Origin of the sequence: Zavarzinella formosa DSM 19928 (assembly GCF_000255705.1) — a bacterium.
GTDB classification, from domain to species: domain Bacteria; phylum Planctomycetota; class Planctomycetia; order Gemmatales; family Gemmataceae; genus Zavarzinella; species Zavarzinella formosa.
Genome location: NZ_JH636443.1, coordinates 532,852 through 546,152 on the forward strand (window position 1 = coordinate 532,852; position 13,301 = coordinate 546,152).

The 13,301-nt window shown below is 60.2% G+C and carries 9 protein-coding genes; 6 read left to right on the forward strand and 3 right to left on the reverse strand.

The annotated features are described in order from the left end of the window. Nucleotides 1–17: 17 nt before the first annotated feature. From BGIM_RS0127630 to BGIM_RS0127645, 4 genes are all read left to right on the forward strand, one after another. Nucleotides 18–1,214: a hypothetical protein gene (locus BGIM_RS0127630; protein ID WP_020472940.1), complete on the forward strand. Its 1,197-nt coding sequence runs from the start codon at nucleotides 18–20 to the stop codon at nucleotides 1,212–1,214. A gap of 121 nt (nucleotides 1,215–1,335) precedes the next feature. Then, a complete protein-coding gene (locus BGIM_RS0127635; RefSeq protein ID WP_020472941.1) occupies nucleotides 1,336–2,622 on the forward strand; it encodes a pyridoxal phosphate-dependent aminotransferase in 1,287 nt (428 codons plus the stop codon). 100 nt (nucleotides 2,623–2,722) lie between these two features. Further along, nucleotides 2,723–4,177, forward strand: coding sequence for a hypothetical protein (locus BGIM_RS0127640; protein ID WP_157369464.1), 1,455 nt, complete (start codon nucleotides 2,723–2,725; stop codon nucleotides 4,175–4,177). Between the two features lie 71 nt (nucleotides 4,178–4,248). Next, a complete protein-coding gene (locus BGIM_RS0127645; protein WP_020472943.1) occupies nucleotides 4,249–5,112 on the forward strand; it encodes a metallophosphoesterase in 864 nt (287 codons plus the stop codon). A 12-nt stretch (nucleotides 5,113–5,124) separates the two neighbouring features. Here BGIM_RS0127645 and BGIM_RS0127650 read toward each other — a convergent pair whose 3' ends face one another. Next, a complete protein-coding gene (locus BGIM_RS0127650) occupies nucleotides 5,125–8,058 on the reverse strand; it encodes an FAD-binding and (Fe-S)-binding domain-containing protein (RefSeq protein ID WP_020472944.1) in 2,934 nt (977 codons plus the stop codon). A gap of 92 nt (nucleotides 8,059–8,150) precedes the next feature. Between BGIM_RS0127650 and BGIM_RS0127655 the strand changes: the two genes are divergently transcribed. After that, a complete protein-coding gene (locus BGIM_RS0127655; protein ID WP_020472945.1) occupies nucleotides 8,151–9,899 on the forward strand; it encodes a prenyltransferase/squalene oxidase repeat-containing protein in 1,749 nt (582 codons plus the stop codon). An 86-nt stretch (nucleotides 9,900–9,985) separates the two neighbouring features. Then, nucleotides 9,986–10,753 carry an HAD-IIA family hydrolase gene (locus BGIM_RS0127660; RefSeq protein WP_020472946.1) on the forward strand — a complete coding sequence of 256 codons (768 nt, stop codon included), beginning with the start codon at nucleotides 9,986–9,988 and terminating at the stop codon, nucleotides 10,751–10,753. Between the two features lie 460 nt (nucleotides 10,754–11,213). Here the strand turns inward: BGIM_RS0127660 and BGIM_RS0127670 are convergent, their stop codons facing one another. After that, nucleotides 11,214–12,089, reverse strand: a complete 876-nt coding sequence (locus BGIM_RS0127670) for a hypothetical protein (RefSeq protein WP_020472948.1) — start codon at nucleotides 12,087–12,089, stop codon at nucleotides 11,214–11,216. After that, nucleotides 12,073–13,263: a glycerol-3-phosphate 1-O-acyltransferase PlsY gene (gene plsY, locus BGIM_RS0127675; protein WP_020472949.1), complete on the reverse strand. Its 1,191-nt coding sequence runs from the start codon at nucleotides 13,261–13,263 to the stop codon at nucleotides 12,073–12,075. Before plsY ends, BGIM_RS0127670 begins: the two co-directional genes overlap by 17 nt. Between the last annotated feature and the right edge of the window lie 38 nt (nucleotides 13,264–13,301).

A 13,301-nucleotide genomic window follows, 5' to 3' on the forward strand; every position in this document is an offset into this window, starting at 1 on the left:
AAACTTTCGATCCATCCATGAGCGAATACCAGTATTACGAATTCCGGGCCGTGGACAAGCCGCTGAGCCGGGAGGCGATGAACGCCCTGCGCGACATCAGCAGCAGGGCCGAGATCACTTCGACCAGTTTGACCAACGAATACCATTACGGGGATTTCAAGGGAAACTCCCTCAAGTTGATGGAGAAGTATTTCGACGCCCATTTGTATTACGCCAATTGGGGAACCCGCATCCTGATGTTGCGGCTGCCGATCCGGTATTTCCCTCTCTCCGTCGCGGAGCCGTATGCCGGTTCCGAACAATTCGACGCCAAGCCGACGAAAGAGCATGTCATCCTCAGTTTTCAATATTCTCCGGAGGATGGTGGCGACGACGAGATGGAGACGCCCGAACTCGGGGCGATGCTGTCATTGCGGAATGACTTGCTGGCCGGAGATCACCGGTGCCTTTATTTGGGCTGGCTTCTCTCCCTGTCTGTGCCCTACGACGATGAATTTGACGACGGGGAACATGAAGACGAGGTCGAACCCCCGGTACCGCCGGGCCTTGGAAACTTGTCCCCGGCCCTTATCGACTTCGCGCACTTCTTGCAGATCAACGACGACCTCATCGCGGCGGCAGCCGAAGGCTCCGCAAACGCCGAGGAGAAGCAAACGACGGCAAATGATTGCTCCGAATGGGTGGCGGCCCTGCCGGAGGCCGAGAAGAATACGATGCTTGTGCGGGTGATGGATGGCGAGGCCGGTTTGCTAAACGTCGAACTGCTTCAACGCTTCCGGTCAGAACTGGCGGCCCGGTCGGGAGCCAAGGGTGCCGAGGAAGCTCCCCGCCGTCGAACGGTGGCCGAGTTGCTCGCCCGAGCCAAGGAAATCGAAGAGGAACGCACCCGCAAGGCCGCCGAACGGAAGCAGCGAGAACAAGAGCGAAAAAGCCGCGAAGAAGCCGCCGCCCGTGAAAAACACTTGAATTCGCTCGCCGGGAAAGAACCGGAACTGTGGCGAAAAGTGGAGGCGGCCATCACGACCAAACTCCCCAAGCAATACGACGAAGCGACCAAAATGCTGCTGGACCTGCGATCCCTCGCCGACCGGGGCAAGCAACGTGAAAAATTCGACCGCCAACTGGCCGAACTCCGTATTCGCCATTCCTCCAAGCGAAGCATGATCGAACGGCTGGACAAAGCGGGGTTCGAGAAGCCGGACGATCAGAAGTGAAGTCCTGTTTCGGCGAATAGTGTCCGATTCGCCAAGACATGGCGTCAAAACCGTCTTGGCAATCTGGGCGATCTGTGGCACAATCTTCCCGCGCATGATCACGGCAGGGAGGCCACGGGGGATGATCGAATCGTTTTTCTGGCGGAAGATGCTCGCCAAGAGCGGCCTCGGCAAGTACGTCCCGGCCGTCAAGAAGACGCTCAACGGCGGCGAAGAATACCTTTCCCTGCTGGCGGATCGCACACTGGCCGCCCCGCTGACGGAGTTGTTGGACCGGGCGTTGTTGCCGGACATCAACACACCGGATTCGATTCATCTGGCTCTTGGCTCCCCCCGCTGCGAGATTTATCCGAGCCTCCCCCGGACCATCAACGACCGGCGGCCATCCGCATGGGGGGATTACGAACTGCGGGCCGAACTGGCCGATGGCTTCCGGCGGGATCATGGCGTCGAGCACGAACCGGCCGACGAGGTGTTTATCACGCACGGGGCCACCGGGGCGTTTGCGGCCGTGCTGGATGCGTTTGTCAATCCGGGTGACCGCGTCGTGCTGTTTGACCCGACCAGCCCCGTTTTTTCCCTCGGGTTGAAGCATCGCCGGGCGTCCGTGGCGTGGGTGCCGACCGCTTCCGAAGACGGTTTTGTCCGGTTTGCCCTCAACGATCTCATGCGGGCGATGCGAGGGGCGAAGATGATCGTCCTCGCGGACCCGGCCAACCCCACGGGATGCGTCTTCGCCTCGGAAGACTTGGAACAAATCGCCTTTTGGGCCAAGAAGAACGACACGCTGATCGTGCAGGATATGTCGTTTGATCGTTGGAGAAATGATCCCGCGAAAAGCCGACTGGCAAATCTACCGCACACGGAGGGACGGATCATCTCCATTGGCAGTTTCGCCAAGAGCCACGGCCTCTCGGCGGCCCGCGTTGGCTGGCTGGCGGGGTATCGGCACCTTGTGCGGCCATGCGCTTTGGCGGCCCTGATGAACGCCCCGTTTGTGGCCCCGCTTTGCCAGCAGGTGGTGACGCAGGCTCTTCGCATGGGAGAAGTTGCGATGAATTCAACCCGCGACGACCTGAACGACCGGCGTGAATATGTCAGCGAGCGTCTGCGGGGGATGGGATTGCTGCCGTGGGCCGCGCGGGCCGGGTTTTTCTTCTGGACGCCGGTTCCAACGGGGGAAACTTCCCGGGCATTCGCCCAGCGTTTGCTGACGGAAACCGGTGTGTTGGTGAACCCCGGCGAGGTGTTTGGCCCCTCCGGATCGCGGTTTGTCCGCATCAGTTTTGCCGTGGATGAGGGGCGTTTGCGAGAGGGGATGGCCCGGTTGGAAGGCTTTGTCCGGGCCGGTTCCTCAAACGGAGGGCTTGAATCTCGTTTGGCGGCCGGGGAGCATGCCGTACAATAAGGATGGATTTTCCCGGCCAACGACTCCGCATCCGGCGGTGTTTGGTTATTCGGGGGCTTCTTCCATTATTCCCTTCGGCCATTTTGTTGGTGAACCGCATATGCGCATCTCTCGGCGGTCGGTCGCGGCGGGCTTTGCCCTGCTGGTTTTCAACTCGTTCTCCCTTGCCGCGGATATCCCCAAGCCGCCAGAACCAAACGGGGCAGACACTGTCGCCAGTCCCAAGCTTCATAGCGGGACGGTTCGCATTACGGAAGAAAAGCCGGACGGTCCCTTGCACAAGGCCGTGCGGAATTACGCCCAGTATTACGCCTTCAAATCGGTTCAGCCGCCGTACAACGGCGAGCCGGAAGAGAAAAAGCTCGGCACATTCATCCTTGACATCAATTCGTTGTTGAAGGATGCCGAGAGTTTTTGCACCCTGCAGAACCAACCCCCGGCGACAAACCTGAGCCAGGCCCAGTTGGAATTCGCGGAACAATTTACCGTGGACCTGGCGGCGGCCGCCAAGATCGTGCTGGACAACGCCACCCGGCCGATGGAACGCCTCAACATCGTGCGGATGCTGGCCTCATGTTCCAAGATGCCGGGAACAAAACTGATCGACCCACTGTTGAGAGTCATCAACGACCCGAACGAATCGGACGCCCTCAAACTGTATGCCTTCCAAGGCATCAAAACCTTCCTGGAACACGGCCACCCGGAAGATCCGACGAAGCACATCAATTACAAAGACGTGGCCAAATTAGCCCAGATATCGGACAGCCTCACCAAGTACATCGTTCAGAAGCGATCGTATCGGGACGCCAAAGAGCAGATGGTGATCGAATACGTTCGCCGCGAGGCGGTGGCCGCGACGGGACGCTTCAAGCTCGGCGTGGTCCGGGAGAATACCCGCAAGCCGTTGTCCCGGCCCGGCTATACGCTCATGCGAGTGCTATGGGATCCTGAAATTGCCCCGCCGGTCACCATCCAAGAACGAATCGAGGCGATCTGCGGCTTCTGCCAGATGAAGATTGACGACGACCTGAACATCGATGTCGCGGCTCCTTTTCTCCAACCGTCACTGGTTGAATATCTGCGGCAGGCGAACAATGACTTCACAAGGATGACGAAGGAAACGTCGAAGTCCATTCTGCCGTGGAAGATCTCGGCCGCCCGCCTCTCGTATTCCTTTGCCCTGTGGCGGGAAGCCGCCAAAACGGTCCCCAAGCCGCGTTACCCGGAATACATCACCTCGCTGGCCAACGATGTGATCGCCACGCTGGCCCCCATTGAAAAAGAAGGGGCCGGCGCCACGACGGACTCGAACTCGCTCGCCCAGTGGCTTCCGCGAAACCTCCCGAAAGCGTGGTCCGGCGGCAATCAACAGCCTGTCCTCCTGTACAAGGATGACCCGACTTCGCTGTTGCCCATCGTTCCCAAAACGCCGGTGTTGAAGACACCCGATCCCAAAAACCCGATGCCGCCCGCCAAAACGCCGGACCCGAAGAATCCGGCACCGCCCATGAAGATGCCCGATCCCAAGAATCCGATGCCGCCGATCAAAAATTAATCTGGTGACAGAGGGACACGGTGAAAGCCGTGTCCCTCTGTTTTTGAACCCAACCTCCGGATAAATCCCGCATGGAAGCGCCCCAACCCACTCGTCGCAAATTCCTTCGTCGTTCACTCCAAGTCGGGGCGGCGCTGACCGGCCTCGGCGGTCTGACAGTGAGCTATGGCTTTTGGGAAGCCGCCCATATTCGCGTCCAACGGGAGACGGTGAGCATCGCCAATCTGCCCGCCGGTTTTGAGGGGCGAACGATTGCCGTGCTGGCCGACTTTCATCACGGTCCTTTTGTGGGCATCAATTTCATCCGTGAAGCCGTCAAATTGGCGAATTCGCTGAAGCCAGATTTGTTTGCCTTGGTCGGTGATTACGCCCATCGGGGAAGTCACACAGACTCTGAGTTGCCGCCGTGTCTGGAAGCACTTTCCGCTTTGCAGGCCCCGCTCGGGGTGTATGCCATTCCCGGCAATCATGACATGAAGAACCAAGGGAAGATTTACCGCCAAATGATCGCCGCCACGCCGTTGACCGATCTGACCAACGCCGCCCGACGAGTGACCGTCAACGGCGATTCCATCTGGCTGGCGGGGGTGGATGAATTCTGGTGGGGCGAACCGGACTTGCCGAAGGCGCTCGACGGGATTCCCGACGGGGCGGCCATCGTTCTATTATCCCATAACCCGGACTTCGCGGAAGAAAACCCGGAACCCCGCGTCGGGTTGGTTCTCAGCGGCCACACTCACGGCGGGCAAATCTACTTGCCGGGCGTCCGTAGTTCGTGGATTCCATCCAAATATGGCATGAAGTACCGGCAGGGGTTGGTGCAAGGCCCCGGTTCGCCGGTGTTCGTTTCCCGTGGATTGGGCGAGGCCGGTATCCCAATCCGGCTGAACGTCCCGCCTGAAATCAATGTGCTGACACTGACACGGGCGATGTGACCGCTATCTGGGTCACAACCCTGTCGCCTTCCATAACACCTCCAACGGGTGCATCGCTTCCCGCCCGGCGAGATCCTCGATTTGATGTCGGCACGATGTCCCTGTGGCGGCGATGATGCCCGCCTCATCCGTCTTCAACGCCGGAAGCAATTCCAGCCCGGCGATTTTCACGCTCACATCGTAGTGCTTTTTCTCATAGCCAAAGGCCCCGGCCATGCCGCAACAACCGGCGTCGAGCGTCTTCACGCTCAGGCCGGGGACTTGCTTCAACAAGCTGGCCGAGCCCGCCACGCCGACCAAGGCCCGTTGATGGCAATGCCCGTGGAAGGTGCAACTTGTGGGTTCTCCCTTGAGGGGCAATGATAGTTCGCCGGAGGCCAGCTTCGCCGCCAGCCAGTGATCCGCGAGTTGCACGGCGGCGGCAATCTTGCGTGTGTCCTCCCCCGGCAGCAATTCGGACCATTCATCCGAAAGGGTCAGCACGCAACTTGGTTCCCAGCCGAGGATCACCGTATCCGGCGTGATTCGTTTGGCCAAGTCGGCGGCCTGTCGGGTGACCAGTTCTTTCACTTCGGCAAGATAACCCTTGCTCAACATCGCCCGGCCGCAGCAGATCGGGTTGACCAGCTCCACCTCACACCCGGCGGCCTCCAGCAATCCCACGGCCGCCCGGCCGATGTTGGGTTCGTTGAAGGTGGTCAGGCAGTCGTCGAACAGCAATACTTTGTTGGTTTTCGGCGTGAACGACGGCGGCCGGTTTCGGAACCACTTGCGGAAGTGACGCCGATGGAACATCGGCATCGGCCGGCGGCGGTCGTAACCCGTCAGCAGTTCAAAGAACCAACGCCACGCCCGGCGCCGGTTCATCCAGTTGGCCAGCGGGGCCATCCATGAACCAATGGCATTGAGTTGATGGATGTGCCTCACCAGGCGATGGCCGAGCGGCCGGCCGTGTTCTGCGTGGTAGGCGTGCTGGAACTCGGCCTTTAGCTTGGCCATGTCCACATTGCTCGGGCACTCGGTCTTGCATGCCTTGCAACTCAGGCACAAATCCATCACGTCGTGCAACCAGCGTTGGGCCAGCGGCGATTTGCCGGTTTTATCGTCCGGGGTTTGATGGGTGATCGCCAGCCGCAGGGCGTTGGCCCGGCCGCGGGTGTTGTCTTGTTCGTCCCGCGTCGCCCGGAAGGAAGGGCACATCGCCCCCCCTTGCGTCTTGCGGCAGACACCGGCGCCGTTGCATAATTCCACCGAACTGAAGAAACCCTTTTGCTTGGAGTAGTCGAAGACCAACGGCAACGCGATTGGCTGATAAGCCGGTGAGTAACGCAAGTTCTCGGTCATCGGCGGGGCGTGGACGATCTTGCCGGGATTGAGCAAATTGTGCGGATCGAATGCCGCCTTGATTTGCCGGAAACCCGCTTCGATGGCATCGCCATACATCGTGCGGTTCCACTCGCTGCGGCAAAACCCGTCGCCGTGTTCACCGCTCAGCGACCCGTTGAACTCCAGCACCAGCTTCGTCACGTCGTCGGTGATTTGCCGCATCCGTGTCACATCGTCGGCATCCTTCAAATTCAACACCGGGCGGATGTGCAGGCAGCCGACGCTCGCATGGCCGTAAAATGCCCCGTCCGTGCCATGTTGCCGGAGCAATTCGCGGAAGCGGTCGGCAAACTCCGGCATCTTCGCCGGGGCGACGGCGCAATCCTCCACAAAGGTGACGGGCTTGCGGTCCCCCGGCATCCCGTAAAGGAGCGGCATGGCGGCGCTGCGCAGGTTCCACAGCGGATCGCGCAGTTCGGCGTTCATCGCGGGAACACAGGCCGTCAGACCGGGAACTTCCCGCAGACGATGTTGCAGCTTTTCAATCCGGTCGGCCACCTCGGCTTCCGAATCGCCGACGAATTCCACCATCAACAGGGCTTCCGGCGTGTCGTGGATGGCTGCCATCATCGTCTGCAAACTGCGTTGATCGCGGGCGAGCCGGATCAACATCGCGTCCAGCAGTTCCACGGCCGACGGTTGAAATTCCAGACACAAACCGACCGCATCCAACGCCGACCGCAACGAGTTGAAGTGTGGCACCAGCAACCCACGCACGGCCGGCCGGGGGACAAGATGCAACTCCGCTTCTGTCAGCACGGCCAGCGTCCCCTCGGAACCAACGACGAGCGGAATCATCGACCGCGTCGGCGGCCCGTCCACATAGCGGGCGTCGTGAAACTCCGGCAAATAAGCGGCGAGATTATACCCGCTCACCCGTCGCAGAATGTTCGGGAAGCGTTTGACGATCTCAGCCCGTTGTTTGGAAAGCACGTCTTCCAACGCCCGCCAACCAGCTCCTTCAACGGTCTTGGCGTGAAGTTGAATGTCATGCTCGGCAACCGAAAGTTCCCGCAGCGTGACGGATTGACCATCGCTCAACACCGCGTTCAGACTTCGGACATGATGGACGGTCTGCCCGTATTTGACACTCCGGGAACCGGCCGAGTTGTTGCCAAGCATCCCGCCGATGGTCGCCCGGTTCGCCGTCGCCACATCCGGCCCGAACAGCAAATTTTGCGGAACAAGATGTTTGTTCAAATGATCCAACACCACACCCGGCTGGACCCGCACCATCCGGCCGGTCGCGTCCACATCGAGAATGCGATTGAGATATTTGGAGCAATCAATCACGATCCCCGGCCCGATGGACTGCCCGGTGAGACTGGTCCCGCCGCCGCGCGAAGTGATCGGCGTGCGCGTCTCCAACGCGATTTGAACGGCCGACTTCAACGCCTCAATGGTCCGGGGAACCACGACCCCCATTGGCATCATCTGATAGATGCTGGCATCCGTGGAATATAGCCGCCGGCTCGGATCGTCGAAGCGGATCTCGCCTTCGACGTTTCGTCGAAGATAGCCAATGAGGGCTTCCCGTTTCTCGGCGGCAAAGTCGTGCATGGGGGAAATTGTAGGCGGATGTTCGTCAACATGTCCGACGGGCGGCGGTTGTCCCACATCTCTCCACCTTCCCCCGCAAATACAATCCCCCCATGAACGCCGACCGTTTGAACCGCGCCTACGCCATTGCCCGTGACGAATTGCTTCGCCAGCGAATCCCCGGCGGGTGGTGGGAAGGGGAACTCTCCGCGTCGGCTCTTTCGACGGCCACCGCGTTGATGGCCTTCCGACAGGCGAACGTCACCGAACCGGATCGCATCACGCGCGGGCTGGACTGGTTGCTCTCCCATCAAAACGCAGACGGCGGCTGGGGGGACACGGTTCAAAGTTTCAGCAACATTTCCACAACGATGCTCTGCCGGGCAGTGTTGGAGATTCACGCCGATCATCCGGGCGTGGCCGGGGCAACCGCGAAATGCAATGCCTGGCTGAAGCCACATGGCAACACGCCGTTGGAATTGGCCGAGGCCATCCGCAAGCGATATGGCCGGGACCGCACATTTTCGGTGCCGATTCTGATGATGTGCGCCCTCGCCGGGTTGGTCCCGTGGAACGAGGTGCCGCGACTGCCGTTCGAGATGGCCGCGTTGCCGCAATCGTGGTACCGCTTCGCCCGGTTGCCGGTGGTTAGCTATGCCCTGCCCGCCCTCATCGCCATCGGGCAGGTGGTTCATCGGCACCGCTCAAAGTGGAATCTGTTCACGGCAATTCCCCGCCTGTTCACCAAAGCGGTCACATTACGAGTTCTGGAACGAATGCAACCATCCAGCGGTGGATATCTGGAAGCCACCCCGCTGACAAGTTTTGTGGTGATGAGTCTGGCCACGGTTGAAGCGAAATGGGGATTGGCCGATGACGCGGGCCGCCGGGTAATCGCTAGTGGATTGAAGTTTATCCGCGATTCCCAACAACCCGACGGAAGTTGGCCCATTGACACCAATCTATCCGTCTGGCTGACGACCCTGAGCGTCAACGCCCTCGCCGCCGGGAACGACCTCGATTCGTTGCCCGAGCGGGACAAACTGTTGAAATGGCTGTTGGATCAACAAACGAAAATTCAACACCCCTTCACCGGTGCCGCCCCCGGCGCGTGGGGCTGGAGCGACCGACCCGGCAGCGTTCCCGATTGCGATGATACTCCGGGAGCGGTCCTCGCCGTGGGGAACTTGGGCAAGAACAATCGGGATACCTGCGAGGCCGCCATCCGCTGGATGTTCGACCTGCAAAACGGCGACGGCGGCTGGCCCACCTTCTGCAAAGGCTGGGGCAAACTCCCGTTTGATCGCAGCGGCAGCGACTTGACCGCCCACGTCCTTCGGGCCGTCCACGCCACGGGCCATGCCAGCCCGGAATGGGACCGCCGACGCGAGCGGGGCTTCAACTATCTGAGAAAGCAACAGCGGCCCGATGGCTCCTGGCTGCCGCTCTGGTTCGGCAACCAACATGCCCCGGATGACATCAACCCTGTCTATGGCACCGTCCGCGTGCTGGCCGCCTACCGTGATTTGAAGAGAGCCGATTCAACGGAATGCCGTCGCGGCGTCGGGTATTTGCTGAAGGCCCAACACCTCGACGGTAGTTGGGGGGGCGACATCGGCGGCCCGCCGAGCGTGGAGGAAACCGCCATCGCCGTGGAGGTTCTCCTTGAGTTGGCCACTCCTGAACAACTTCCGAATGTGACGCGCGGCCTCGAATGGCTGATCGCCCGCGTGGAAGCCGGGACATGGACGAAGCCCTCGCCCATCGGCTTTTACTTTGCGAAACTATGGTACTTTGAAAAACTTTATCCGGTGATCTTCACCGTCGCCGCGCTGGGGAAAGTGGTATCGATGAAGAAGTGACATCCATCGAGTCCTCCGTTGGCTGGATGTGAGAAACAATTCCTACACTATCCCGGTCGCGGAATTTTCGCCAGAGAAGGAGAGTCATGGGAACGCCGTCGAAAGCCTTTTTGCTCGACATGGACGGAGTGCTGGTCCACGGTCGCCGGCCCATCGCCGGGGCGCCGGAGTTCATCGGCAAGCTGATCGCCGGTCATATTCCCTTTCGGGTCATCACGAACAACCCGATGTACACGCCCCGCGATCTGTCGCACCGTCTGGCCTCCGAGGGGATGAAGATTCCCGAGGAGAACCTATACACCTCCGCGATGGCCACCGCCCGCTTCCTCTCCACGCAACGCCCGAACGGCACCGCCTATGTGATCGGCGAAAGCGGCCTGACCCATGCCCTGCATCATGTCGGTTACACGATGACGAACAAGGCCCCGGAATATGTGGTTCTCGGGGAGACGCATTCCTTCTCCTTCGACCAGATCACGCAGGCGATCCGGCTCATCATCGCCGGGGCAAAGTTCATCGCCACCAACCCGGACCCGACGGGGCCATCCGAATCAGGCATCATCCCCGCCTGCGGCGCTGCCGCCGCGTTGATCGAGCGGGCCACCGGCAAACGGCCGTATTTCGTGGGCAAGCCCAACCCCCTGATGATGCGCAGCGCGCTGAACGCCTTGGGAGAACATTCGGAAAACACCATCATGGTCGGCGACCGGATGGACACCGACGTGATCGCCGGAATGGAAGCCGGCATGGAAACCGTGCTGGTGTTGAGCGGCGTCACCCAACGCGAAGACGTGGAACGATACCCCTACCGGCCAAATCGCATTCTGAACAGCGTGGCCGAATTGCTGCCGTGATCAGTGTCAGGCATCAATGACCGGAGCCGCCTCGCGGTGGCAGTTGATTTAACCCTTGACCGTGATCTTCTTCTGTTTGGCCCGTTCGGTCTTCGGGGCGATTTGACTTTCTAAAGAGCCCGGGCGTATGATTGAAATGCCGCCGAAGGAGATCGAAAGATCAAAGTAAAGCGGCATGTGGGCCGAGGAGCAGGAACCTGTGGGTTAATGCCCCTCGGCCCGACTAACCGACTGATGCCGCGATTTTCAGGCAGCCTCCGCAGGACAGAGATGTTTTGGCGTCAGGGCGAAGACTGCCGGGGAATCGCGGCTCTTTTCATTTCTAACTCTTCGTTTCCACATCATGCAACACAGCGTCCGCTTCGACCGGGCAATCCGTCTTGCTTCAAGGGGTGTTCGGTGGCGCTGTGATCAGATCAGGCGGTAGAAGTCTCGAGGTTTTCCCAATGAGGCGGACATATCAGCCCCTTGGTTGAATTTGATTGATGAATGCCGGCAAATCTTCGCAAGTGAACGAGAAGCGAAACCATTCCTTCAGCCGGGTGATATCCGTCTCGTCGGCAATGACTTTGGCAATGTCAGTCGGAACCTTGGCAAAACGGCTTCGCAAAGCGTCAAGAAGGTTTTCACGGGTTGCCTCAACCTTGCCCTCGGCCTGGTATTTGTTCCGCAATCGCGTGATTTCGGGGGATTCGGTGTACATGGGATTATCCAGCAGGATTTCCAGCAAACTTTGATTGTCATTATAACGGTTGGCCGCCAGGAAACGCGAGATCACCAGCAATTCCAATCGTTGATCCGGCGGGGCGTTTCGGTCAATCTCGGCCCGGCAGCGGGCCAGCAGTTCTTCGGGCGGCAGGGCGCTTCGCGTCAACGGAATCAGGGGGACGATGCCGACATCGCCGAGGGCGAACAAGTCGTTTGCCTCCAGTTCCCACAAGCGAACGGTTCTCCAATTCACCGCCACGCCGGATGTGCCCCCGGCTGAGGTCAGCGTGATCGCGTCATCCACTCGCGGTTGTTCCGGGCCGGTCAGCGTCAGCAGGATGGCATCCGGCCAGACGCCCTTGGTCAACCGCACCAGAAACAGATCTTCCGCCATTTGCCGCAGGTTGTCGGCGGATGAGCGGCTTTCGACTTCGATGATGACCGGCGTCGTTGTCGGGTGATCGGCGAACTTCACCTCCAACAATCCGTCCGGCGTGCGGCGTGGGGCGACTTCCTCGTTGGCAATCGCCCGCCAAGATTCTATCGGGGGCATGGCGGCGAGTTTCAACAACCCGTCACCGTGATGCTCGATGAGCCATTTCGCCGAGCGATCATATGGCTGGTTCATGCGTCTTCCCGCGTTCAGGCATCTTGCTTGCCATCGCCATCGCCACCCCCGCCAAAAGGGCCGTCAGCGCGCTCAGGGCCAGGCTCACCAAGTGCCAGGCGACAAAGTCGGCCCGCAGTTCCGGGTTGGCCAGGCGTTCCAGCCGCAATGCGGACACTTTGATGGAGATGGGCCAGCCGACGGCCACAGTCAAGCCGGCGAGCAAGACGACGAGGAACCGCCAGCGGTGAATGCCGCCGAATTTCCTCCAGCCGAAAGCGGTGAACAGGACAAAGATCGCGCAGACGCTTTGCAGGGCAAAGAATTTCGGGAAGATCGGCCCGACTGCCGACCCGGCGAGGGCACTGGCGAGATCGGCCTTTTGCTGGTCGCTGGTGTTTGCGGCAATGTCCAGCCCGGCGGTGCGGTCGCTCGGCGAACCGGCGACGACCTGCTTGAACGATTCAAAAATGGCCGGGGCCGCGACAAAGTTGAACATCACCGCCCCGCCGAACCAGAGTCCGAGGGACATCACGTGAATCAATCGGGCGAGTGTTTCCCACATTGTTTTGGCCTCCACTTGGTTTTCCGTTCCGTTCATCAGGCGTTTGATGTTGGTCCGGTGTTTCAGAATCAACAAGGCGGGGCCGATGAGACAAAACAGGGTGGTTGTCAGATAATCCGGCGAAAACGGCTCCCGCACGGACACTAACCGGGCAACGGCAAAAACCATCACTGCGACGATCGAGCCAAGCGAAATATACCGTGTCGAGGAAACCAATGCGAGAAACGAAACAAAGGCAATCACCATCGGCCAGGGCGCCAGCACCAGCATCACCCCCGCCCCGGTGGCCACGCCCTTGCCGCCGCGAAACTTCAGAAAAACCGGAAACATATGCCCAAGGAACCCCAGCACTCCGCTGGCGGCATGAAGCACATCGGCCGAGCCGAAAGCCGTCTGCGCCTCCGGCGGCAACAGACCGGCGATGAAAACGGGAACGGCCCCTTTTAGCAAATCCAGCCCGAAGACAAGAAGACCGAGCTTGCGGCCCAGCACCCGGCCGACGTTGGTGGCCCCGATGTTGCCGCTGCCGTGCTTGAAGATGTCCACGCCGCGCGAGCGAGCGATCAGATAGCCGAAGGGAATGGAGCCGATGAGATACGCGGCGGTCAGAACGATCAATGCGAGCGTCACGGGTGGGAACTCTGAGAAAAGAAGGCGGGTGTCGTCGA

What these genes read in the sequence shown, in the direction of transcription:
- BGIM_RS0127630 (WP_020472940.1), top strand. Translation starts at nt 18, where the DNA reads ATGAGCGAATACCAGTATTACGAATTCCGGGCCGTGGACAAGCCGCTG.
- BGIM_RS0127635 (WP_020472941.1), top strand. Translation starts at nt 1,336, where the DNA reads ATGATCGAATCGTTTTTCTGGCGGAAGATGCTCGCCAAGAGCGGCCTC.
- BGIM_RS0127640 (WP_157369464.1), top strand. Translation starts at nt 2,723, where the DNA reads ATGCGCATCTCTCGGCGGTCGGTCGCGGCGGGCTTTGCCCTGCTGGTT.
- BGIM_RS0127645 (WP_020472943.1), top strand. Translation starts at nt 4,249, where the DNA reads ATGGAAGCGCCCCAACCCACTCGTCGCAAATTCCTTCGTCGTTCACTC.
- BGIM_RS0127650 (WP_020472944.1), bottom strand. Translation starts at nt 8,058, where the DNA reads ATGCACGACTTTGCCGCCGAGAAACGGGAAGCCCTCATTGGCTATCTT.
- BGIM_RS0127655 (WP_020472945.1), top strand. Translation starts at nt 8,151, where the DNA reads ATGAACGCCGACCGTTTGAACCGCGCCTACGCCATTGCCCGTGACGAA.
- BGIM_RS0127660 (WP_020472946.1), top strand. Translation starts at nt 9,986, where the DNA reads ATGGGAACGCCGTCGAAAGCCTTTTTGCTCGACATGGACGGAGTGCTG.
- BGIM_RS0127670 (WP_020472948.1), bottom strand. Translation starts at nt 12,089, where the DNA reads ATGAACCAGCCATATGATCGCTCGGCGAAATGGCTCATCGAGCATCAC.